The organism is Vibrio nereis NBRC 15637, assembly GCF_001591105.1.
In the GTDB taxonomy this organism is placed as follows: Bacteria; Pseudomonadota; Gammaproteobacteria; order Enterobacterales; family Vibrionaceae; genus Vibrio; species Vibrio nereis.
In genome coordinates this window covers 114,644-138,995 of sequence record NZ_BCUD01000004.1, presented here as the reverse complement: position 1 = coordinate 138,995, position 24,352 = coordinate 114,644, and the positions used below count along the sequence as shown (strand labels likewise).

The following is a 24,352-nucleotide window of genomic DNA, read 5'->3' as shown; positions in this document are numbered from 1 at the left end:
AAAAGCCGATTATTTTAAGTCGCCATATCTTTCGAGGTATAGGACTGTAGCCACAGTACGAGATGGGACTTTTAGCTTTTTCAATAAACTTTTCATATGTACTTTTACGGTGGATTCCGAAATAAACAAGGCATCTGCAATCTGCTTATTTCGGTATCCCTTAGCGACCTCTCTAAGAATTTGCATTTCTCGGTCGGTAAGCTCATCGAATACGTCAGTTGAGTTTTCCCTATCCTCTAAATACTTTTGCACTTCTTGACTGTACGCTTTGTTGCCCTGCAGGGAAAGTTTAAGCAAATCCACCAGCTCATCTGGTTCGGTGTCTTTTAGTAGGTAGCCGTCCGCACCCGCCTTTATGATCGCCTCAATATCAGCGGGACTATCGGAGACAGTAAGAATGACAACTTTCGCATCACATCCGTCAGCCCGAAGCGCATTAAGAGTATCTAGGCCGGACATTCCTTTCATATTAAGATCCAACAAGATCAAATCTGGTTGGTGTGAGTGATTCATCGCGACAGCGTCTGCGCCATTGCTTGCTTCTGCGACCACTTCAAATTCATCTTCAAAACTCAGTAATTGATTAATCCCTCTTCGCATCAGAGGGTGATCGTCAACAAGTAGTACTTTAAACTCGCTCAATGCATGATTCCTTAGTTTTTGGATATTCTAATAATACTTTGCAGCCTTGCCCCAATTGGCTGGTTACGGTGAATTTACCGTTTAATCGAGATGCTCTTTCACGCATGATACTGATGCCGTAATGATTAAGCTTCTCAATAGAGTCATCAAACCCCATACCGTCGTCTTGTATCGACACCACTATCTGTTCATCGGTTTCACTGCAGTGAATCTCGATGGTCGAGGCCTCTGCATGCTTAATTGCATTAATAGTCGCTTCACGAATAAGCTGCAACAAGTGCACCTGCTGATTGGCCTCCAATTCGATCGAGGAGAGCTGATTCTTTAGTACAATCTTGGCCTCGGTTTGTTCTCCAAGCTGGGCCGTCATTTCGTTCAGTGCGGAACCAAAACTGCCTTCTTTTATCGAAAGGCGAAATGTCGTAAGCAGTTCCCTTAACTGTGTATAAGCAGCTGACAAGCCCACATCCAGTTCTGACAATACTGGCTTAGTTTTCTCCAACGCCGTTGAGTCCGGCAATTTGGCCATTCCCCGCTTTAAAAGGGAAACCTGGATCTTTAAATACGATAGAGACTGAGCCAATGAGTCATGAAGTTCACGAGCAATTGTGGCTCGCTCTTCCATAAGCAAAAGCTGCTCAGCTTGTCTTTGCGCTTGATTGTAGTACACCGCGCGCGAGAGTATTTGAACGAAGTTATCAATCAACGCTTGATCTGGACATGGCAGCTCAACCTTCCAGTACAGAGTTCCTAATTCCTTTCCATCAAGTGCTAGTGGCTTAGAACGGCAATTCTCCCCGCAACCAACACATTTTTCGCCTTGGGTTAATACTAACGGTCGTTCTCCTTCAGCATTAACTTCCAGTTTGACGGATGCAATACCTTCTAGGCTAGCTATGTGCTTTAAGATTGCTTCAAAGTTATCTTGAGTGATCCGTGAATCTGTAAGCTCTTGTGATGAACGGTATAGCACTTCAAGTGAATCATTGGCGTGCTGTAGCTTTTGTGTTTTCTCACTCACTGCAGATTCTAAGCCGCGATACAATTTACCGAGATCTGCCGCCATATTATTGAACGCGCGGGTCAAAATGCCCATTTCATTATCATTAGATACATTGAGCTCAACATCAAAGCAGCGTGCTTGAATCTGCCGACTGGCTATCACCAATGCATTTAGCGGCTTTACAATCTGTTTGCGAACAAAGTGAACGACAAACATACTCACTATGAGTATGCCGCCTAAACCCAGCCCACCAACCCATGCTAGCTTTATCAGCTTTTGTTCGGAGAAGTTTTGCAGTTTCAGTACAAAACCATCAATTTGTTGGACAAAATCGGCGACAACGACCAAGTAGGTATCTCGATCTTTGCTACGCAGTAGGTGCTTTAATTCATGCCAGCGAGTAATGAGCATGTAGTAATCATGCGTTATGTCATCAGGCACTGTCCAACCTTGTAACGCCTTCATTGACGGAGAATAGATAGAGCGCTCAAACATCACGATGTGATCGGTGTAGTCAATCGAAGCGGATTGAATATCATGCGCCAGACGGTAGCTCTGCATCCTCATAGAGCCAGCAACATTCACCGCTTCCGCGTCGTTCAAGCTGGATGCTAGCGTAATAATCGCAAAGCTTGTGGTTGCTAACGACAAGGCCAGAATCAACCCTAAAGCTTTAGCAACTGTACTTGTGACGGAGTTTTTCACAATATTTAACACGCTTGCCCCATTTTATTTCCTCTGTTCGCAGCTATTCATCTTCTCTGTTACTGGCGGACACAATATGTGATCAAAATGACTGGAATTTATTGATCTAAAACAATAACGGTACCCAATTAACCCCTAAGGGGTATTTATCCAAATATGTCAAAAACTACAATCGTTATGAACTTAAATGACAGTTTGTTAATGGAGGTTGTGAACTATGCTTAGTTCATGTCCCCAGAACTATGGATTATGCAGTGGTCGACTTATCTAAACGGCGTTTATTTTCTCGCTCTCGCATAGACAAATCGGCGCTTTGTCTGCCTTGGTTAGCCAAACCAGAGCTCTTTACTGATTTGTGTACGCGATGCGGGAAATGTGCTGACACTTGCGAGACTCACATAATAAAGAAAGGCGATGGGGGCTTCCCTAGCGTCGATTTCAATATCGATGAGTGTACGTTTTGTTATCGCTGTGCTGAAGCCTGCCCCGAAGCGTTGTTTTTACCTCAAACAGAGAACCCTTGGCAAGCAAAAGCCGCGATTAGTGATGGCTGCCTGGCAACACAAAATGTTGAATGCCGAAGCTGTGGCGACAGCTGTGAAACAATGGCAATCACATTCAAATTAGCAATTGGCCAAGTCGCCCAACCAACTATAAAACTTGATGAATGCAATGGTTGCGGTGCGTGCGTTTCAGTATGCCCTACTTCATCCATCAATGTGAGCAATTTAAAGAAAATGGAAGATAACAATGTCACTTAATGAAGTGCATATTTCTAGCTTAGTGGTTCATGTTTCTCCTGAACACTTAGACGAGATTAAACCCCAAATTGAGGCATTCGAAAATGCTGAGATTTATGGCGACAGTCCAGAAGGGAAAATCATCGTTGTTCTGGAAACAGAAAATCAGGGATTCATTACTGACACCATTGACGCGATCAACAACTTACCGAATGTCTTGAGCACAGTTCTGGTTTATCACCAAATTGAAACTGAGCTAAACGATCAAGATGATTCGGCAAATACAGACACTGGAACAGAATATTCTCAAACTGAGGGTGAAGTATGAAAATGACAAGACGAGCGTTTGTTAAGGCAAACGCAGCAGCATCAGCAGCAGCAGTAGCAGGTGTAACCCTGCCAGCATCCGCTGCAAACCTGATTGCTAGCTCAGACCAAACTAAAATTACGTGGGACAAAGCGCCTTGTCGTTTCTGTGGTACAGGTTGTTCTGTTCTTGTAGGCACACAAAACGGCAAAGTAGTCGCAACCCAAGGCGATCCTGAAGCTCCCGTAAATAAGGGCTTAAACTGTATCAAAGGCTACTTCCTATCGAAGATCATGTATGGTCAAGACCGCTTGAGTCAGCCACTCCTTCGTATGAAAGATGGTAAATTTGATAAAGACGGTGATTTTACTCCAGTTTCTTGGGATGTGGCATTCGACACTATGGCTGAGAAATGGAAAGAAGCGCTGAAGAAAAAAGGACCGACAAGCGTTGGTATGTTTGGTTCTGGCCAGTGGACGGTAATGGAAGGTTACGCCGCAGCCAAAATGATGAAAGCCGGCTTCCGCTCAAATAACATCGACCCGAACGCGCGTCACTGTATGGCATCTGCGGTAGGCGGATTCATGCGTACATTTGGTATCGATGAGCCGATGGGTTGTTACGATGACTTCGAGAACGCAGATTCATTCGTTCTTTGGGGTTCGAACATGGCAGAAATGCACCCTGTTCTATGGACTCGAATTACAGACCGCCGCCTAAGTCACCCACATGTTAAAGTAAACGTTCTATCGACTTACTACCACCGTTCTTTTGAGTTAGCGGATTCAGGTTACATCTTTACACCGCAAACTGACTTGGCGATTGCGAACTTCATTGCGAACTACATCATTCAAAACGATGCGGTAAACTGGGATTTTGTTAACAAGCATACAAACTTCAAGCAAGCGACCACTGACATTGGTTATGGCCTTCGCGATGACGATCCATTACAAAAAGCGGCTGCTAACCCTAACTCGGGTAAAATGTTTGATATCGACTTCGAGCAATACAAAGCATCTGTTGCACCGTATACAGTAGAGAAGGCATCAGAGCTGTCTGGTGTATCTGAAGAGAAATTAATTGAGTTAGCGAAGCAATACGCGGATCCAAACAGAAAAGTCATGTCACTATGGACTATGGGTATGAACCAACATACTCGTGGTGTATGGATGAACAGCCTAGTGTACAACATCCACTTACTGACCGGTAAAATCTCAACTCCCGGTAACAGCCCGTTCTCATTAACTGGCCAACCATCGGCGTGTGGTACGGCACGTGAAGTAGGTACCTTCTCTCACCGTTTACCTGCAGATATGGTGGTTGCTAACCCTAAACATCGTAAAATTGCAGAAGGTATCTGGAACATTCCTGACGGTGTAATTCCACCAAAACCAGGTTTCCATGCCGTCGTTCAAGACCGTATGCTGAAAGACGGTAAAATGAACGCGTACTGGGTAATGTGTAATAACAACATGCAAGCTGGCCCAAACATCAATACTGAGCGTTTACCTGGCTACCGTAACCCAGAAAACTTCATTGTGTGTTCAGACCCATACCCAACTGCAACTGCACAAGCTGCTGACCTTATTCTTCCGACTGCCATGTGGGTAGAGAAAGAAGGCGCTTATGGTAACGCGGAACGCCGTACGCAAGCATGGTACCAACAAGTGAAAACAGTTGGTGATTCTAAATCTGACCTTTGGCAAATCATGGAGTTCTCTAAACGCTTCAAGATGGAAGAAGTGTGGACTGAAGAACAACTTGCAGCAGCGCCTCAATACCGCGGAAAAACCATGTACGACATGCTGTTTGCTAACGGTAACATCAATAAATACCCAGTAGAAGAAGCCCAAGAGCTGAATGACGATGCGCACCACTTTGGCTACTACGTACAAAAAGGCATTTTCGAAGAGTACGCTCAGTTTGGCCGCGGTCACGGGCATGACTTAGCGCCGTACGATCGTTACCACGAAGTACGCGGCTTACGTTGGCCAGTTGTTGACGGGAAAGAAACCTTATGGCGTTTTAAAGAAGGCTCTGACCCATACGCCAAGAAAGGCTCAGGTTGGGACTTCTACGGAAAACCAGATGGTAAAGCACTGATTATCTCTGCACCATATGAAGCGCCACCAGAATCACCGGATTCAGAATACGATCTATGGCTATGTACTGGCCGCGTTCTGGAACACTGGCACACCGGTACGATGACTCGTCGCGTACCTGAACTTTACAAAGCAGTGCCAGATGCAGTGTGTTACATGCACCCTGCAGATGCGAAAGCTCGTGGTGTTCGTCGCGGTGAAGAAGTTCTCATCGCTAACAAGCGTGGTGAAGTTCGCGTTCGTGTTGAAACTCGCGGTCGTAACCGCCCACCTCAAGGCTTGGTATTCGTACCATTCTTTGACGCGCGCATCTTGATCAACAAACTGATCCTCGACGCCACTGACCCTCTGTCTAAACAGACAGACTTCAAAAAGTGTCCAGTTAAGATCACTAAAGTTGCTTAAAGAGAATGCGTTGGTCGCCTGAAATACGGCGACCAATCAAAAGAATTTAGCCATAAGGCGGAGAATGTAAAATGAAAAAATTACTTGTTGCACTATTGTCTGTTGGTGCGTTGTTAAGTGGTAATGTACTGGCTGAAATTGAAAACCCAGGGGGTACAGGTGGATTAGAATCTCTGCGTGGTGCGACCAATCTTGAAGATACGCGCCCTGCTGACGATTTCAAAAAATATCCACGTGAACAAGTGCTGGAATCGAGCTATGTATACCAGCCACCTCTTATCCCGCACAATATTCGTGGTTACGAGGTTTCTTTAAACGCCAACAAATGTTTGTCTTGCCACAGCTGGAAAAATGCAAAAGAGATGGGGGCTACAAAGATCAGTGTGACGCACTATGTGAACCGTGAAGACGCTGTATTGGCGGATATGTCCCCACGTCGTTACTTCTGTTTACAGTGCCATGTTCCACAAGCAAACGCTAAGCCGCTTATTAAGAACGACTTTGAAGCTGTTGACTCACTTAAATAACCGTTTGTAAGAGGCTAACTATGAAATTATTAAAAGCGTTTTGGAAGCGGCTGACAAGCCCGAGTAAAGCAGCGGTAGGTGTTGTACTTTTTATGGGTTTTGCTGGTGGTCTTCTGTTCTGGGGCGCATTTAACACAGGTATGGAGGCAACCAATACAGAGGAGTTCTGTTCTGGCTGTCACGCTCCCATCGTTGCAGAGATACAAGAAACCATTCACTACTCAAACCGTTCAGGTGTACGAGCTATTTGTTCTGATTGTCACGTTCCTCACGAATGGACAGACAAAATTGTTCGTAAAGTTCAGGCATCTAAAGAACTATTCGCCCACTTTATCGGTACTATCGATACGCAAGAGAAATTTCAAGCTCGCCGTGCGCATCTTGCCGAACGAGAATGGGCTCGTTTGAAGAAGAATGACTCTTTAGAGTGTCGGAATTGTCACCAGTTTGAATACATGGATTTTTCTGAACAAGGTCAACGCAGTGCCAAACAACACTCAACGGCCCTTGCTTCTGGTGAGAAAACATGTGTAGATTGCCATAAAGGCATCGCACATAAATTACCAGACATGCACGGTGTAGAAGGCTGGCAGTAAGGAGCAAACAATGAGTACTTTAGAATCCGTCATTTGGCACGTACTCGGATACAGTGCGATGCCCATCATCATCCTATCTGGCTTTGCGGTAGTAGCAGCAATCTCTCTCTGGCTACTGTCGTTTAGTAAAGATAAAGAGGTAGACTAACCCCATTTGGGTACCTCACATGCTGTACAAATCTGCCTAATTTGTGTAGCGCACAAAAAAGCCACCAGCATTTTGCGGTGGCTTTTTTTTCCAAAACACGTCGCTATACTTCTGGATAACCTTGAGGGTTGTTAACCTGCCAACACCAAGTATCTTTAGCCATCTGTTCTAAAGTGCGCTTCGCTTCCCAATCCAATTCTTTTTTTGCTTTAGCAGGGTCTGCCCAATATTCCGCTATATCACCCGGACGACGATCGGCAAATTGATACGGCACATCTTTCCCTGACGCGGCTTCAAATGCCTTCACCATATCTAAGACGCTATAGCCATTACCTGTCCCTAAGTTGTATACATGGAGGCCATGTTTGTTTCCAACTTTTTCGAGCGCAGCAACGTGCCCGTCTGACAAGTCCATGACATGGATATAATCACGCACACCTGTGCCATCTTTCGTTGGATAATCACTTCCAAACACAGAAAGGAATTCACGTCGTCCCACCGCTACCTGTGATACAAACGGCATCAAGTTATTTGGGATGCCTTGCGGATCTTCACCAAGCTCGCCTGATGGATGAGACCCCACAGGATTAAAGTAACGCAGTAACGTTATGCTCCACTCAGGGTTCGCTTTGTGAAAGTCAGCTAAACACTCTTCCACCATTAATTTGCTACGACCGTAGGGGTTAGTCGCGCTAGTTGGAAAATCTTCTGTAATTGGTACTGAAGCAGGATCACCGTAAACTGTCGCTGACGATGAGAAAACGAGTGTTTTTACATCGGCTTCACGCATAGCATCGACGAGAACCAACGTTCCATGAACGTTATTATCGTAGTACTCTAGAGGTTTCGCGACTGACTCACCAACCGCTTTTAGACCAGCGAAGTGAATCACAGCTTCTATATTGTTTTGCTTCAGTACATCAACAAGTAACCCTTTATCGCGAATATCGCCTTCGATAAAGGCAGGTCTAACGCCTGAAACTTTTTCAATTCGATCAAGAACTGTTTTTTTACTATTGTATAAGTTGTCAAATATAACGGGTGTTATCCCCGCTTGTATCATTTGAATCGAGGTATGGCTACCAATATAGCCCATACCGCCTGTAACCAAGACGTTCATAGTACTAACCTTCTGAAAAATCTAGCTCAAATGTTAGCGAACAATAAGACCAAAATACAGTTCCAATTTAACAGTTATATGTTCAAGCGTGCTCACTAAGCACAAATTGACACTTGCCAAGGTGTTTAGCTTTGTACATCGCTGTGTCCGCTGCTTTAAGAATGTCGTCCATATCAACCGAGCGGTCATCAACATAATGGACACCAATACTGGCCCCGACATTAACCGGATTACCGCGATACATAATGTCTTTTTGGATAAGGTCGATTAAACGATCGGCAAGAGGCGGCAGACTTTCCCTATCTGCTCTTTTTAACAGAATAACAAACTCGTCACCGGACAAACGTGCAACCAAATCTTGACTCCTCACTTGCGACAATAGCCTCTCTGCTACGCATTTCAGAACTTCATCGCCTGCATCATGCCCATGGGTATCGTTCACAAGTTTGAAGCCGTCGAGATCAAGATAGAGCAATGCTAAACCATTTCTAGCTTCGCGCTCATCTTTAAGCGTGCTGTCTAATACGCTGTATAATTGAGCCCGGTTCGCCAATCCAGTTAGAGAGTCATGGTGTGCCAGGTACTCTAAACGCTCCATTTCTTTTACACTTGATAAATCAGACAATATATAAACATAATCAAATTTAGTGCCTTCTTCTCGATTGATCATCGACACCTTGGCGAACATAGGAACCTTATGCCCAAATAAGTGCTTCTCCCATATTTCCCCTTGCCATTGCCCATATTGAGTAACTGATTCTTTTATGGTTGGCATAAGTGAACGAAACTGTTGCCATTCGAATACATCTTCTGGTTTTTTACCTAGCAACGTTTCTTGCGAGTAGCCCAACATTCGAGACATTGATGGATTCACCATGGTGATCACATCATCACTATTCGTCACCAGCAATCCGTCTTGACTGTTTTCAAATACACCAGCCGCAATACGTTGACGTCTAAGAGCCGCTTCAACTTCCGTAATATCTTGGATCGTAAATAGAAATTGATGACGCATACTGAGTACGGTAAAGCTTACTTGTAATAGTTGAGGCTGACCTATGGCGTTAGTCGTCCAAACCTGCTTATCAGTAAAGTCCTGGCCGCGTGATAAAGCTGTCAGAGCAAAGTTATTTTCGCTATCAATCAGCTTCGTTAGATTAGTCCCTTTCAACCCCGCTTGAGTACATCGAAAAACATCACAACTTGCCGCGTTAGAGTGAATAATCACCCCAGACTGATCAACAACGACCAATGCGTGTTGAACTGCTTCGACAACTTCATTTGCAAAAGACTTTTCTTCCTCTAGTTTATCGAGCGTATAAGCGACCTGTTTATCTCGCTGAGACAATCTATCGAGCATAGTATTAAAGGCTCTAACCAGTGCACCGATTTCATCGTTACTCGCTGGCGTAATATTCAGGTTTTGTTGTTTACGGTTAATAAATGAATGCATGCCAATATTAAGGCTGTAAACCGGCTCCAGAATAAACTTATAAACCAATATATATAGAACGCTACCCGCTAAAACCAACTGTAAAAGAAAAATCATACTGTTGTTTAGCACTGCGCTGTAAATCGTTTTGAAAGAGTCCTTCGATATGACCAATCTAAGTGTCGCTATAACCTCTGTTTCTACACGTACTGGTACCTGTAAAAGGATATTTTGGTCTGCATGAAGCCATTGACTATCTAAAAACTCCGAGTAACCCAAAGGCAATTGTGATACGTCTACACCTTCACGTTCATAAGTCGCAAACAGTTGCTCATTGTCATCGTACAACTGGACTTGAATCACATCTTTATCAGCAGAAAAAGCGTCCAATAGCTCGGCTGCACTGTGGCTATCGTTAAACAAAATGGCTGCCTGAAGGTTATATGCCACGCCGTTAGCCAATACCGTAACTCGATTAACTAGGTTTTCACGTTGCGTTTCAAAAGCATTGAAGAAAGCGTAACCTTGGGAGGAAATGAATATGATCCCTGTGAAAATGATAATCGGTAAAATAAGCTTATTCTTAAGGGATAGATTATTGAGAAACGTCATGTGCGCCTCCTATCAAATCTGCCACTCTTAAAAAGTTTGCAGAAATAGAGTACGAGCCAACATTGTCCAAGTTCACTTTCGGTTTTATACGTCCTTGCTTGTTGGCTAACTCAATAACACCACCCAAATGTGTGAACTTGTCGATATCACTGATAAGCACAGTGTTTGGCGTATTAGTAGCTATCGTTGACAGGCTTTCTTCGCTAGTAATATAAAGTACATCGCATTGATCGTCAGTGATAGTCAGTGGCTTGTTTCTCACCGCTTTATTTTGGGTTATGTCCGTTAATATCGCTCTAACTTCACTATCATCTGGGACGCAGATGTTTATACGCGACATCTGCTGCTCGTCGTTCCACTGAATGAAGCTGGTGATTCGATAGATATACACCGCTTTCACTTGTTCTGGAGTGAATTTAGCATTCACTGAAAATGAGACTCCAGCACATAGAATAGAACCTGCGAGCAATAACGATTTAAAACTCATAAGACAGCCTCACGGAGTACTGTTCTTCGTTAGCGTAAAGCCCCCACGAATCATACAAGTCGTTTGATCCTATTTTTTTCGCGATCACCTCAATTAAAGGGGTATTGGGGGTTGCTTGCCAGCCTAACCTAGAGTCGACCGTAAAGTGCGGTTTTACATCATGCAATGTAGGGCTTGGTAAACCAGCAAAGTCATCAAGCACTTCATGAGGAAAAGAAGTGTTGTTATAACGAATAACAAAGTCCCACTGCCACGACTGAGTAATATTCCACAACGTTTGTAGTGTGGCTAGATGCTGACTAGGGAGTGAAAAGTATTTAGCGCTCGCTCCATTCGATAATGCTCCCCCTTCCCATTTTCCGTCTAGGGTTAGGTAGCTATAAGTGGCGAAAAACGTTAAGTCCTCCGTCAACTTGTAGTGAGCAGCCAACTCCACACCCTGTGACACAGCGCTATAGTCATCGGAAATAAAACAAAACCATAAATGCTCGTACCCGGGTGCATACAATGAATCATTACAATCACTGCCTCTGAGGTTCTTGTGCTGGCTGTAAAATGCGGTTGTATCTACTTCAAAATCCGCGCTAGGTATAAAGCGCCAACCAAGCTCATAAGTCACCACAGACTCATTCGCCAGATCCTTATTAGGCAGTGTTAAGTAAGTTTGGCCATATGTGTCAACGCCATCAAAATACGTATAGACCTCTTGATAGGTTGCTTCGGTATTCATGTAGGATGGAGATACAACGCCGCGGCCAACACCTGCCCAAAAACTATGAACTTTGCTAGGGCTATAAAGCACTCGTAGCTGAGGAGATAACTCGGTTGTCGTGTTTTGATTAAAATGTTCCGCTTTTACGCCCAAAACAGTGCGCACTTCTGGTGACCACTGGTAATCAGATTGAGCAAACACATTCCCTATGTAATCGCTGGCTTTACCAATATGGTACATACGAGAGTAATAAGAGGATTGGTAAAGATCAGTTTCCCACCACGAATGTCCAAACTCCATGCCAACATGACGCAGACCAGCACCAAAACTCATAGTATGGCGTTCATTGATTTGATTCAGGTAATTGAAGTCTATATCGATTGTTGTGTATTCACCGGGGGCATCGAGCGAGCTATCTTTAACATGGTCAGCCCAAATATTACCACTGACAACGTTTCCTGAATCGAGTCTCTTTGAATAACTCAGCTGAGCATAAACACTGGATGTTTTATCTTCGAAGTCTCTGACATTCACACCTAAAACTGGTGCCAGTGGATTATTTGGATCATACGTCGCGCTAAACGCCGTTTGGACTGTAGATGTTTTTGTGCCACCAGCACGTATGTTCCAGTCCGCATCTTCCTGATGCCCTTCTAGAACAAAACCTGCCGTTTCAGACGTCCAATATCTAGATGAATCGCTTAGGTAATTAGGGTTTCTTTTACGTTTAAAATAGACTCGAGACGATATATCTTCTGACAGTTTTACCCCGTGGCGTACCGATACATCATAAGCACTATATTTCCCCGCCGTTCCGGAAACGTATGTTCCTTGGGTATCTTTAGTCGACTTGGTAATAATATTAATAACACCGTTAGATGCATTACCACCCCAAATGGAACCACTCGGACCACGCAGCACTTCTATTCTGTCAATATCTGCCAGAATGTAATCGAGTGTACTCCAATAAACCCCGCCATATACTGGGCTATAAACGCTCCTCCCATCGACCATGACGAGCATTTTGTTAAACAGCCCATCATGAAACCCACGCGACGAAACATGATATAGGTTCTCATTCCACTTAGAAAAATACATACCAGGTACAAGTGACAATGCCTCCGCGATGGACGATGCACCACTACGTAAGATACGGTCACCGCTAAGTACGTAGACTGAGGCTGGAATATCGGTCAGATTCTGAGAAAATTTTGATGCGGTTTCCATTGTGACATTAAGCATTGATAACTCTTCAAGACTCATCGACATCAATTCATCAAGATTGTTATTAGCACACGCGGTCGTGCCCGCGAGAAACAAGGATAAGAAAAGAAAGGAGCGTTTATACATCAATTTACCTAGCTATATTAGCAGCCTCTATTATCACATTTATCTATATAAAATGGTATATAGAACGGTGTATTTTTAACATCTAATTGATTGAAAAACGAACCAGATCACTGTTTAAATTCTTCTTTTAAAACATCTTTATACAATGATGTCATAAGGAACTTACATTATGAAACGGAATTCAATATCCTTAAATTGTGACATGGGGGAAAGTTACGGACACTGGAAGATAGGAAATGACGAAAAAGTCATGCCTTTCATCGACCAATCCAGCATCGCATGTGGCTTTCACGCTTCAGACCCTATCGTTATGATAAATACCATTAAACTCGCGTTAAAACATGGCGTGCAAATTGGCGCACACCCAAGCTATCCTGATCTTCAAGGCTTTGGTCGCCGAAGTATCCCACTCAGCACTGAAGAAATTACCAACATGGTGATCTATCAAGTTGGGGCTTTGAAATCGCTTTGCGAAAGCGTCAATGCAGAAATCAGCTACATTAAACCTCACGGCGCACTCTACAATGACATGCTCATAAATATACAAATATTTGAAGCCGTTGTTGACGCGGTCTCGTGCTTTAACGTGCCACTCATGATGCTCGCGATTAATGATAAGCAAGAGTGGCTCGATATTGCCGACAACTACGACGTTCCTCTCCTTTTTGAAGCATTTGCTGATCGACGTTACCTTGCATCAGGCCAACTTGCACCACGTAATATGCCAGATTCAGTGATGACTAACGAAAGCGAGATTTTGGACCAAGTAACCCTGATCGCGCGATACGGAAAAGTCCGCACACTCGATGGCTACACGATTTCATTAGAAGCAGACACTCTTTGTGTTCATGGCGACAATCAAGAAGCGGTTAACTTGATTGAGAAAATTCAACAAACATTGAAAATGGAGAGCTCGTAGTGGATATAGAAACAACAATTGACCCTGTCGCTGAGTGTTCCGTTCTCATCCGTTTCGAGGCGGCTCCCAGTGATCAACTTTCTTGGATTATTGGAGAAATCAGCCTGTACTTGAGAAATCAGCTTGGCGCATGGGTAATGAATGTCACCCCTTCATTCAACACAATTTTAATTGATTACCTACCTCACCGGATTTCTATTTTCGAGTTTGTCCCTTATCTAGAGCGCATCGTTACAGAAGCACTATTGCATTTACCCGAACAGCCTGAGTTTCAGTCGATTGAGCTCCCTGTTTATTATCACCCTGATGTTGGTCCAGATCTGGCAATCTATTACGAACATGGGCTTACGCTAGATCAAATCATCCACCTTCACAGCAGCAAAGCTTACACAGTCGGCGCAATTGGCTTTACAGCCGGCTTTGCTTTCCTCTCAGCCGTTGATGACAAGTTGCAGTTAGAACGCAAAGCTTCACCTAGATTGAAAGTAGCCAAAGGCAGTGTCGGTATTGCCAATCATCAAACAGCCGTTTACCCAATTGACTCACCTGGCGGTTGGAATATTATTGGTAATTGCCCAATAGACATTTATACCCCAAATTCCTCACCTGTGTTGCCATTTGCTATTGGTACGCAAGTCACTTTCAATCCCATAGGATTAGAAGAGTTTTTAGCACTAGGCGGAAATATTTCAAAGGAGTGGCAATGAGTAACACCAGCACTATAAAAGTGATAAAGCCCGGCCAGCAAACCCTGCTTCAGGACTTTGGGCGATTTGGCTTATCGCACATGGGAATTGCTCAAGGAGGCCCACTGGACGATTATGCTTACAGCTGGGCAAATCATCTACTTGGGAATTCAACAAATTGCCCTGCACTCGAAATTACCCTTGGTCAAGCGGAGTTCAAAATTGGCGATGACTGCGAGCTAGCCATTGCGGGCGGCAACTTGAACGCGAAACTGGATGGGAGTCCGATAACCAATTGGTCAACATTTTCCGCCCGCAAAGGTCAATCTCTCACCTTTGGCTTGCCTTTAAATGGCCTTAGAAGTTATTTGGCCGTGAAAGAAGGATTTATCGCACCACAACAACTGGGCAGCTGCGCCACTGTTGTTAGGGATCAATTAGGGGGAATAAAAAGCGGCTCGCCACTATCGGCGGGAGACGAACTCCAATTTAGTCCCCATAGTGTAAGAAAAAAACCGGTACAAATGAGCTTTCGCTGCAAGCCTGACTACGACAGAGTTCTTGAACTTAGGGTTGTCGAAGGCTACCAAATTGAAGATTTCTCCGCAGAACAACTGGAAAAATTTTATAGCCAAGAGTTTGAAGTGAGCCAGTTTATCGATCGTATGGGCTATCGGCTGTGTAGTGGAAAAGTCATGCCACCGGAAAAACAATACCTAAGCGAAGGCATTGCGCTTGGTGCTATTCAGGTCCCACCCAATGGCGAGCCCATTGTGCTATTTAATGATCGTCAAACAATCGGTGGCTATGCAAAACTGGGATGTGTCGCAAGGATCGATTTGCCAAGGTTAGCTCAAGCAAAACCCGGTCAAAAGGTTCGTTTTGTCAAAGGTGATTTGCTCGGCCTCCAAGAAGCTTGGTGTAAATGGGCCAATTACTTTGGGTACTAAGTCAAACGGCCCCAGGGTGCACTAACACTCTGGGGCCGTTCAGATATCACTATTCACCGTAGTATTCTGCAAGCTCTGGCGGGTAATCTCGACTCGCCGCTATCAATTTTGCCTTTTCTTCTACTTGCTCTGCATTTAAAGACATGCTCACCGGGTGAAGCTCTTCAATCGAACGCGCCTCATAATCGAATAATTGCCATTGATTCACTAATTTCATCGCAGCTTCCAGCGCAGATGAGCCTTTAACCACTTCGATACGTGCGTAATGCTGCCCTTCAAAAGTGACATCGGCTGCGCGTAACGTTTCATCACTACCAGGAATCTGCTGAGCCCCAAACAGTGGTGTGCCATATTCTGTGGCGTGTTTATAATCGGGCACAAAACGAGCCATATGATCAATAGCTCTGCGTGAGCGTTCTATAACGACTTGCTCATCCCAACCAGACACAATTTTATCTTTGAGTCGACTTGGCAACTTCGGTTGCGAAGAACGCTCGCAAGAGGCAACCAAACCATCATCAAACAGAGTAATGTCTTTTGTCATTCCATGCAGTTGAAAAACACCATTAGGATAAGGTGTCAGCTGCGCCATACCATTGGGTGTCCCACGCGGGCCATGGAAGATAACTTCTGGCCAAAGTTCGTCATAGTCTTTCCATTGGGTGACATAAGCAGCTTTAAATTCTACTAATCGGCTGCGTGGCTTCTTCGCCAGATCATCGATGCTGCCCGTTTCATAACCGCAAGCATTCACTAAGTAATCCACTTCAAGGCTAGTCGGCTCGCCAGATTGGTTTTGACAGCATATCTGCCAACCGCTTTCGCTTTCAGCTAAGTTAGTGACCTCTGTCTGAAGTAATAGTTGGCAGTTTGGAATTTTACCGAGTGCTAACTCTGCTGCAGCACCGATGCGGAATACACTCCACCCAGGCTCTTGGACCACCGCAATAGGAAACTTAAGCGTATCGAGGTCTGTGTGTTTAGCAAAAGGGATCAACCAATCATCAAAGCATACCGGATGTTCTGGCTGAGACTTTTCCTTTAAAGCCTCTACCTCATCTCGCGAATAGAAACGGTAATACTCTTCTGGCTCGCCCAACACCTTGTTTGCCGAGTCTTGCTCTACAAGCTGTCGATAAGCACTTTGAACGGCGATAAGGCGCTCGTATAACTCTTCAGGTGTACCACCATCAACATAGGGAACCGCGATAACAGTCGGACGCGTGTTGACCGTATTAGGATAAAGGCGAGCCGTATCGATGGACTGCTTGAGAAGAACCAAACACTGTTCGGTAGATATCTCTCTGTATAAATTACCACCAGCGTGCAAATGACAGATAGGTGGACCAGAAATCAATCCGTCTTTCTTTTCAATTAACGTGACATTTAAGCCAAGTTCAGCTAAATGAACGGCTGCGGTAGCGCCAGCAATACCACCACCGATAATGGCGATAGATGAAGCTTTTGTTTGGGGATAGTTAGGCTGCATTTATATGGTTAATCCATTAATTCTAGGTGTATTTTACTGCTTACGGCCATAGAAGAAAAACACAATTTTTACAGGGAAAAATAAAGAGAATTTGACGGTAAAAAATCAAAAAAATACTTGACTCAAATTCTGATGAAACGAGATTTTTAACGATTGTGCATAACAAACTTGCTCAACACATTCATAATACAAGGGCTATGGGAATTTCTTGGTTTTCTACAGGCTGAGTTATCCAAAAGTTTATCCACCGATTTTGTGGATAACTGAATAACTCAGCACTGTCGATTTTAGCTAAACGCTTTATTTATCGGGATTAGTAACCGTTTTATCATGCTGTTAACAACTAATGCCAATGTCGCGAATGTCAGTACTGGCAAAGCAAACCAAAGGGTCACATGTAGTGAAGGCGATAGGTTAAAACCAAACTTCATCAATGCCCCTACCACTAGCTCCGCGCCAAATGCTGCGATCACTCCTGCGATTAACGCCATCAACCCGTATTCGGCCCATATGGTTTGAGTTACACGTTTTTTGCTTGCTCCAAGGGTTCGGTATAATTGTATCTCTGACTGACGCTGGCCAATACTCAACCTAAGCAGTGTAAAGATCAACATAACCCCAGCCAGCACACCCAAAGCAGCCAATACAGTAATCGACCAAACTATTTGAGTTAATAGCTGCTGTATTTTGGCTCCCATACTACGAATATCCATTAAACTGACCGTTGGGTGGTTCCTTGATAACTGATTAATTAGCTCGTTATCTTTCCCTTCCAGTCTAAAGCTCACTAAGTAAGTAGATGGAATATTTGCCAATACATCGGGCGTAAAAATGAAGTAAAAGTTCGGCTTCATATCACGCCATTCTACTTCGCGAATAGAGTTTACTTGTGCGGTGACTTGCTGACTATTGATGACAAAAGTCAGGTCATCTCCGAGCTCTAATCCAAGATCACTAGCAACATCAGACTCCACAGATACCCCATTACGCTCACTCCAAGCCCCATCCAACACTTCGTTGTGTTCTGGTATGCCATTGGCAAATGTGAAATTAATCTCGCGACGTAAGGCATCAGTCCCTTCTCCACCCTGAGCATATTCTTTGGCATCTTCGCCATTAATTTGCACTAAGCGGCCGCGAATAATTGGATAATCCTCAGAGCGTTCTATCCCTTGTTCATCGAGCGCGGCTAAATACGCCTCCCGTTCATATGGGGCAATATTAAGCGCGAAGGCATTCGGAGCATCCGCTGGGAGTGTTCTCTGCCAGTCAGTCAGAAGGTCGGTTCTCACTAGCCACATCACAGCCAATAGCATTAATGAAAGTGCTAATGCACCAAATTGAATGCCTGTCGCAATACTGGAACGATTAATACGACTAATAGCCAGTTTAAGCGCGGGGTTAAGCGGCATTTTAGCAATGGCTCTTGTAATCAATAAACTCAAAGCCGCGAGCACGAGAAACAACACAAGTATGCCGCCTAGTACAATCCATACCATGGTGTTCTGATAATAAGCGACGATCATCGGCAGTATGGGCACGAGTATCAGCCAGCGATATGACTTACCACTGGAATAGTCAGAAGATGACTGCATAACATTAGCAGCACTGACATTAAGCAACCCCAAAAGTGGAATACCTAAGGCTGGCACTGCAATCAATACACTTGTCATAACCGCGATCAAAGCGGGTGACAGGCCGTAACTCGGCAGTGGATCCGGTAGCAAATCCACTAGTGGTACTCTGAGTGCGACTTCTAATAACACCCCAATAGCGATACCAAGTACCGTTGCCGTCAAAAGAAGAATTAATACCTGGATAGAAAGCCAACGTCCAATCCAAGCTCTGCTTGCGCCCAAGCTCTTTAGCATAGCGATTGTCTTTCTACGCGTACTTACATAATGCTGACACGTTAATACCAACGTAGTTGCCGCCATGATGACAACAATCGCTACGGTTAAAGATAAATATTGCTCTGTACGCTGAAAGACTTCGTTTGTTCTGCTGGCACTATTTTGGTCACGCCAGCGATCACTAGGCGTGAGCGTCACCTGCTCCTTTAAACGACTGATCGCACGATCATCACCATTAATAAACAAACTAAAACGAACTCGGCTTCCCAGTTGGACCGCACCTGTTTTATCCAGGTCCGTGTCATGGATAAAGGCAGAAGGCATTTGACGGAATGGGTTAAAACTTAACCCAGGTTCTTCTACGATCCTGCCCGACACCACAAAATCCGCATCGCCCACAGTGACCGCGTCACCTATATTTACCGATAGTTGTGAGAACAAGCGCTCATCCAACCAAAGTTCCCCAGGCTTAACATGCGTAAATGTGTTTTTGTCATCAGAAAGCAGCATTTCGCCGCGCAGCGGATATTGACTGTCCACCGACTTTACCGTGATAAGCTTCATGGCATTGTCGCTGAAAGCCATGGTAGCAAAACGAGTTTGCAGCGAGAGCGTTAACTCTTGCTGCTGAGTGGCTGCCAGTAGTGTGTCAGGTATAGGGTTCGCTGACGAAAAAACAGTATCTGCGGTGAGCGCGTCTTTGCCTTGTTTTACCACCACCTGCTCCATCCGTTCCGCAAGTGCTGTCAGTGCAAAAATACACGCAATAATTAAAGTTAAAGCGATGGACACTGGCCAAAGTTGCCCGTGTCGGATTTCACTCAAACTCCAGCTAAATAAGCGTTTATTTAGGGTCGGCGATATTTTCATGCTCATCACGACTCCTCAAGTTTGCCTGCATGCATTCGAATACGGCGCTCACACAACTCAGCAAGCTTCATATCGTGGGTAACGAGTACTAATGTTGTTCCATGCTGCTTGTTCAGTTCGAACAATAGCTCAATCACTTTCTCTGCCGTCTGCTGATCCAAGTTACCTGTAGGCTCATCCGCGAATAGAATTTTAGGCTGAATCATAAATGCTCTCGCCAACGCTACGCGCTGCTGCTCCCCTCCAGACAACTGAGCTGGCGAATGCTCCATTCGGTGCTCTAAACCAACGGCAGTCAGTAATGACTTGGCCCTATCAGTATCTTCGTCTTCACCTTTTAGTAAACAAGGCAACGTGACATTGTCTAACGCACTAAGGCTTGGTATTAGCAAAAAGCTTTGAAAGACAAAACCGACAAATTCACTACGAATAGCGGCACGCGCCTCATCATTTAGAGAGGTTAAGTCGTTGCCAAGTAACTCAATTGCACCACCGCTGGGCGTATCTAAACCAGCGAGAAGCGTCATTAAGGTTGATTTCCCAGCACCAGAACTGCCAACAATGGCAACACTTTCCCCTGTTTTTATATCTAGGTTTATATCTTCAAGGATTGTTAATTGCTCTTGTTTAGTAGAGACTACTTTAGACACAGAGTTTGTTTTAATCACGGATGTTTGCATGTTTCGTTTACTTTCCCTTGCCATTATTGTTGTTTTTGCATTTCCAGCTAATGCGAGCAAATTATTGATTTTAGGTGACAGCCTCAGTGCAGGCTATCAAATGCCAATCGAAAAAGCATGGCCTACTTTATTACCAGATGTGTTATCGCAAAAAGGCAAATCTATCGACGTAATCAACGCCAGTATTTCCGGAGATACAACAGGTAACGGTATTGCGCGCCTGCCCCAGCTACTTACTCAACACCAACCGGATTACGTACTCATTGAGCTCGGCGCCAATGATGGCTTGAGAGGTTTTCCACCCCAAATGATTCAGAAAAACCTCGCTCGGTTGATCGACATGGTGCGCGTGTCTGACTCGACACCTCTTCTGATGCAGATCCGAGTGTTGCCTAACTATGGCAAACGCTACACTAACGCGTTTGCAGACCTGTACCCGAAATTAGCAAAACAGCAGGATGTCCCCCTATTACCTTTCTTCTTAGAAGGCGTGATCACTAAGCCTGAATGGATGATGGAAGACGGATTGCATCCGAAATCCGAAGCACAGCCTTGGATTGCTGAATTTGTCGCAGCAGAGTTAATTAATCACCTCTAATTGGTCTAGCTCAATAAAATTTACGTTGTTTTACGCTATGTTGGTCCAATCCCTTTAAGCAAAGGACTGAAAAATGATTATTGAGCCTGTAATTAACGGCGTCGTCGCACGTACAGCCCATCCATTCGGATGCGAACAATCCGTTCTCCGACAAATCAATTACGTGAAACACGCTAAATCCATTACCCAAGGGCCGAAACGTGTCCTTATTATCGGTGGCTCATCTGGCTTTGGGCTAGCGGCAAGGGTCGCGCTTACCTTTGGTGGTTCCCAAAGCGATACCATCAGCGTCTCATTTGAGCGAGGGCCATCTGAGAAAGGTGTGGGCACTGCGGGTTATTACAACAACATTTTCTTTAAAAAGTACGCTGAGGAAGCTGGCCGAACCGCGATAAATATCCAAGGTGACGCCTTCTCTCCCCAAACAAAAGAAGACGTTATCGAAGCCATTGAGACCTATTTCGAAGGCGAAGTCGATCTCGTTATCTACAGCGTTGCAGCTGGCATACGACCTGATCCAGAAACTGGTGAGATGCTGCGTTCCGCGATTAAACCTATCGGGCAAGAAGTGACAGGAGCGACCATCACACTTGAAGATGACACCTGGCACGAAACCACCATCACTTCTGCAACAGAACAAGAAGCGAAAGACACGCTTAAAATTATGGGCGGCCAAGACTGGGAAAGCTGGATTGATACCTTAATCAATGTCGAGTCTATCGCTGAAGGATGCAAAACCATTGCGTTTTCTTACGTTGGTCCCGAAGTCACCCACCCAATTTACCTAGATGGCACGCTTGGCCGCGCTAAAATAGACCTGCATCAAACCAGCCATTCACTCAATTTGAAGCTGGCGAACTTTAATGGCGGTGCGTATGCCACGGTATGTAAGGCTCTAGTCACCAAAGCCAGCGTATTTATTCCAGGACTCAGCCCCTATTTAATTGCACTTTACAAAGTGATGAAAGAGCAAGGTACACATGAAGGGTGTATCGAACAAATGCAGCGTTTGTTTAGTGAGAAATTGTATGGAGTTCATCATGTTCCAGTGGATTGTGAACGACTGATTCGGATGGATGACTGGGAGCTCGATCCAACCACGCAAGAAAAAGTATCAGCACTAGTCGCTGAACTGAACAGTAGCAACTTTAAGCAACTGGGCGACTATAAAGGCTTAAAGCAAGCATTTATGCAACTTAATGGCTTTGGCTTCGAGTCCGTGGATTATACTAAACCCGTTAACCTTGACGCTTTTGCTGCTGAAATCAGCTGATCGCGCTGAATAAAGTGATAATTTAACCTCCTAGCACATAAGCCCTCACTAGTTAGAGGGCTTATTTCATATTCGCCACATAACCTTTTGACTTCACATAAATTCGCTACAGAATCGATAAACTTCTCTAATACTGGCTATTATTAATTGAGTGCAAGGAGTGTACTGGATAACAATTGGAAAAATTTAGGGAAGCCGTATGTCAAAACTGAATACTGACGATATTTGTATTCCAGAAGAAATGCTCGACGGGTGGCAAACAATCGCAAATTTGCTTGCAGATATTGTTGCTGTTCCGGCCGCACTAATCATGCGCGTACATAAAGAACATATTGAAGTATTCACGGCCAACAATAACGCTGAGCATCCTTACACTCCTGGTGAGACAGAAAGCCTGAATCAGGGCTTGTACTGTGAAACCGTAATCAATAAGCGCCAGAAGCTACTCGTCGCAAACTCGAACAATGATCCAGAGTGGCAAAATAACCCCGACGGTCGGCTTGGTTTTATTGCCTATTGTGGTTTACCCGTATGCTGGCCAAATGGCGATGTATTTGGCACGATTTGCATCTTAGACAAAAAAGAAAACCACTTTCTCAACACCTACCAGGTATTACTCGAGTCATTTCGAGATACCATCGAAGCTCACCTAAAAACCCTTTACCAAAACAACCGGCTACAACAATTAAATTCTGTTTTGAAGTCTCGAATTCAAACGCGCACCCAGGATCTTGTGGAACTTAATTACTCGCTCAACATCGAGATGGACAAACGTCGCGCCGCAGAACAAAAAATCATCTTTCAGCAGCAACACGATTTAGGGACTGGCTTCTTAAATCGTGCTGCATTAGAGCTAGAATCGAAAGCGTTATTGGAAGAAGCGCTGACCAACGAGAATGAACACGTTGCACTTGTTCATATTGGCTTTGCCAACGGTCGAAGAATCCAGTCCAAATATGGTTACAACGCATGGGATAGCGTGCTGGTTGAATACCGAAACCGGCTCTCGGATTTAAGTCCTTACAAAGTCATTACAGCTCGGCCAACGTCAACCGATCTCGCATTTTTACTCTATTCAGACCAAATAGACGACGATATTCAGCAATTTTGCTCTCAATTACTAGAAATCAGCCAATCTGAATTTTCTGTTGAAGGTGAACAGCTTCACCTTCACAGCTTTATCGGTATCGCCACGTCAAAAGATACGATTTCTAGCAGCAAGTTTTTGAAATTTGCTTTTGAAGCTATGCTCTCTTGCAAAGACTCGGGTCATAAGTTCAGTTATTACTCTCAGAACTTATCAGACGTACATAAAAACCTAAACCAGTTAGAAAGCTACCTGCTGCAAGCCATTCGAAACGACGACCTATTGCTCTATTTTCAACCTAAAGTGTCGCCGACTACCCACCAATGGATAGGCGCTGAAGCGTTACTACGGTGGAGACACCCTGTACTCGGTGATATATCTAACGAGCCTCTGATCCACCTTGCAGAGCAAAACGGCTTGATTTTTGAAGTAGGTAGTTTCGTTCTGCGCTGTGCCATCGAAAAAGCCAGTGAGTGGATTGGAAAAGTAGATGACTTTAAACTCGCGGTGAATATTTCCTCCGTACAGTTACAAAGCCCTCAGTTTGTTGAACAAGTTAGAGATTTACTCCTCACCTATCAATTACCGCCAAAATTTTTGGAGTTAGAAGTCACAGAGACAGGTTTAATCGCAGACGAGGTCATCGCTAAGAAAACCCTGACAGCCTTAAGTAACCTTGGGGTCACCTTGTCACTCGATGACTTTGGTACTGGTTACGCCTCTTTTAACTACCTTAAAAAGTTTCCGTTTGATGCCATCAAAGTCGACAAGAGCTTCATCGGACAATTAGAAAGCAATCAAGAAGATCAAGAGATTGTTCGCTCAATCATCACTATCGCTAAGAAACTTGGTTACACTGTCACAGCTGAGGGTGTGGAAACTCAAAAGCATGAATCGTTTATTGTTGCCGAAGGGTGTGATGCTGGGCAAGGCTATTTATACGGTAAACCCATGCCCTGCGATGAGTTTGAAACCAACTTATTTCAAAAACTAGGTAGCCAGTTATAGGAATAGATTAAGTGAGCCACCTTACCGCGCAAACTTGCTGTTGGGCTCGCA

21 protein-coding genes are annotated in these 24,352 nt (G+C 44.5%); 12 read left to right on the top strand and 9 right to left on the bottom strand.

The genetic code is table 11. The annotated features are described in order from the left end of the window. Positions 1-9: 9 nt before the first annotated feature. A complete protein-coding gene (locus VNE01S_RS06180; RefSeq protein ID WP_053394794.1) occupies positions 10-642 on the bottom strand; it encodes a response regulator in 633 nt (210 codons plus the stop codon). Further along, positions 629-2,362, bottom strand: coding sequence for a nitrate/nitrite two-component system sensor histidine kinase NarQ (narQ, locus tag VNE01S_RS06175; protein ID WP_053394795.1), 1,734 nt, complete (start codon positions 2,360-2,362; stop codon positions 629-631). The genes VNE01S_RS06180 and narQ overlap by 14 nt, the downstream gene beginning before the upstream one ends. A 242-nt stretch (positions 2,363-2,604) precedes the next feature. On the opposite strand from narQ, the gene napF reads away from it, so the two are divergent. From napF to VNE01S_RS06145, 6 genes are all read left to right on the top strand, one after another. Then, on the top strand, positions 2,605-3,111 hold the full coding sequence (gene napF / locus VNE01S_RS18845; protein WP_082331654.1) for a ferredoxin-type protein NapF: 507 nt from the start codon (positions 2,605-2,607) through the stop codon (positions 3,109-3,111). Continuing rightward, entirely contained in the window at positions 3,101-3,418 is a 318-nt protein-coding gene (locus VNE01S_RS06165) for a chaperone NapD (protein ID WP_053394797.1), read from the top strand. Before napF ends, VNE01S_RS06165 begins: the two co-directional genes overlap by 11 nt. Further along, on the top strand, positions 3,415-5,904 hold the full coding sequence (gene napA, locus VNE01S_RS06160) for a periplasmic nitrate reductase subunit alpha (protein WP_053394798.1): 2,490 nt from the start codon (positions 3,415-3,417) through the stop codon (positions 5,902-5,904). The genes VNE01S_RS06165 and napA overlap by 4 nt, the downstream gene beginning before the upstream one ends. Positions 5,905-5,975: 71 nt before the next feature. After that, positions 5,976-6,431, top strand: coding sequence for a nitrate reductase cytochrome c-type subunit (locus tag VNE01S_RS06155; protein ID WP_053394799.1), 456 nt, complete (start codon positions 5,976-5,978; stop codon positions 6,429-6,431). 20 nt (positions 6,432-6,451) lie between these two features. Continuing rightward, the gene (locus VNE01S_RS06150) at positions 6,452-7,027 is read left to right on the top strand and encodes a NapC/NirT family cytochrome c (RefSeq protein WP_053394800.1); all 576 of its coding nucleotides are present in this window, start codon (positions 6,452-6,454) and stop codon (positions 7,025-7,027) included. Positions 7,028-7,037: 10 nt separating this feature from the next. Then, positions 7,038-7,175 (top strand): TIGR02808 family protein, encoded by a 138-nt coding sequence (locus VNE01S_RS06145; RefSeq protein WP_061781630.1) that lies wholly within the window; start codon positions 7,038-7,040, stop codon positions 7,173-7,175. 103 nt (positions 7,176-7,278) lie between these two features. On the opposite strand, the gene galE is transcribed toward VNE01S_RS06145, so the two are convergent. The 4 genes from galE to VNE01S_RS06125 all read right to left on the bottom strand — a co-directional run bounded on the left by galE (position 7,279) and on the right by VNE01S_RS06125 (position 12,888). Next, positions 7,279-8,295, bottom strand: coding sequence for a UDP-glucose 4-epimerase GalE (galE, locus tag VNE01S_RS06140; protein WP_053394801.1), 1,017 nt, complete (start codon positions 8,293-8,295; stop codon positions 7,279-7,281). Positions 8,296-8,377: 82 nt separating this feature from the next. Then, positions 8,378-10,339, bottom strand: coding sequence for a sensor domain-containing diguanylate cyclase (locus tag VNE01S_RS06135; RefSeq protein ID WP_061781629.1), 1,962 nt, complete (start codon positions 10,337-10,339; stop codon positions 8,378-8,380). Then, positions 10,323-10,826, bottom strand: coding sequence for a YfiR family protein (locus VNE01S_RS06130; RefSeq protein WP_053394803.1), 504 nt, complete (start codon positions 10,824-10,826; stop codon positions 10,323-10,325). Before VNE01S_RS06130 ends, VNE01S_RS06135 begins: the two co-directional genes overlap by 17 nt. Next, entirely contained in the window at positions 10,816-12,888 is a 2,073-nt protein-coding gene (locus VNE01S_RS06125; protein ID WP_245649873.1) for a TonB-dependent receptor plug domain-containing protein, read from the bottom strand. The genes VNE01S_RS06130 and VNE01S_RS06125 overlap by 11 nt, the downstream gene beginning before the upstream one ends. A 169-nt stretch (positions 12,889-13,057) precedes the next feature. On the opposite strand from VNE01S_RS06125, the gene VNE01S_RS06120 reads away from it, so the two are divergent. From VNE01S_RS06120 to VNE01S_RS06110, 3 genes are read left to right on the top strand one after another with little or no spacing between them, the layout of a single operon-like run. Next, positions 13,058-13,807, top strand: coding sequence for a 5-oxoprolinase subunit PxpA (locus tag VNE01S_RS06120; RefSeq protein WP_053394804.1), 750 nt, complete (start codon positions 13,058-13,060; stop codon positions 13,805-13,807). Further along, a complete protein-coding gene (locus VNE01S_RS06115; RefSeq protein ID WP_053394805.1) occupies positions 13,807-14,514 on the top strand; it encodes a 5-oxoprolinase subunit B family protein in 708 nt (235 codons plus the stop codon). The genes VNE01S_RS06120 and VNE01S_RS06115 overlap by 1 nt, the downstream gene beginning before the upstream one ends. Further along, complete coding sequence (locus VNE01S_RS06110) at positions 14,511-15,443, top strand: 5-oxoprolinase subunit C family protein (RefSeq protein ID WP_053394806.1); 933 nt, start codon at positions 14,511-14,513, stop codon at positions 15,441-15,443. Before VNE01S_RS06115 ends, VNE01S_RS06110 begins: the two co-directional genes overlap by 4 nt. Positions 15,444-15,492: 49 nt before the next feature. Here the strand turns inward: VNE01S_RS06110 and VNE01S_RS06105 are convergent, their stop codons facing one another. From VNE01S_RS06105 to VNE01S_RS06095, 3 genes are all read right to left on the bottom strand, one after another. Next, on the bottom strand, positions 15,493-16,932 hold the full coding sequence (locus VNE01S_RS06105; protein ID WP_053394807.1) for an FAD-dependent oxidoreductase: 1,440 nt from the start codon (positions 16,930-16,932) through the stop codon (positions 15,493-15,495). A 287-nt stretch (positions 16,933-17,219) separates the two neighbouring features. Further along, on the bottom strand, positions 17,220-19,661 hold the full coding sequence (locus tag VNE01S_RS06100) for an ABC transporter permease (RefSeq protein ID WP_053394808.1): 2,442 nt from the start codon (positions 19,659-19,661) through the stop codon (positions 17,220-17,222). After that, the gene (locus VNE01S_RS06095) at positions 19,661-20,335 is read right to left on the bottom strand and encodes an ABC transporter ATP-binding protein (protein WP_053394809.1); all 675 of its coding nucleotides are present in this window, start codon (positions 20,333-20,335) and stop codon (positions 19,661-19,663) included. Before VNE01S_RS06095 ends, VNE01S_RS06100 begins: the two co-directional genes overlap by 1 nt. On the opposite strand from VNE01S_RS06095, the gene tesA reads away from it, so the two are divergent. From tesA to VNE01S_RS06080, 3 genes are all read left to right on the top strand, one after another. Continuing rightward, on the top strand, positions 20,334-20,933 hold the full coding sequence (gene tesA, locus VNE01S_RS06090; RefSeq protein ID WP_053394810.1) for a multifunctional acyl-CoA thioesterase I/protease I/lysophospholipase L1: 600 nt from the start codon (positions 20,334-20,336) through the stop codon (positions 20,931-20,933). The two genes, VNE01S_RS06095 and tesA, sit on opposite strands and share 2 nt — an antisense overlap. Before the next feature lie 73 nt (positions 20,934-21,006). Next, entirely contained in the window at positions 21,007-22,206 is a 1,200-nt protein-coding gene (gene fabV, locus VNE01S_RS06085; RefSeq protein WP_053394811.1) for an enoyl-ACP reductase FabV, read from the top strand. Between the two features lie 199 nt (positions 22,207-22,405). After that, the gene (locus VNE01S_RS06080; RefSeq protein WP_053394812.1) at positions 22,406-24,301 is read left to right on the top strand and encodes a sensor domain-containing phosphodiesterase; all 1,896 of its coding nucleotides are present in this window, start codon (positions 22,406-22,408) and stop codon (positions 24,299-24,301) included. Positions 24,302-24,352: the final 51 nt, after the last annotated feature.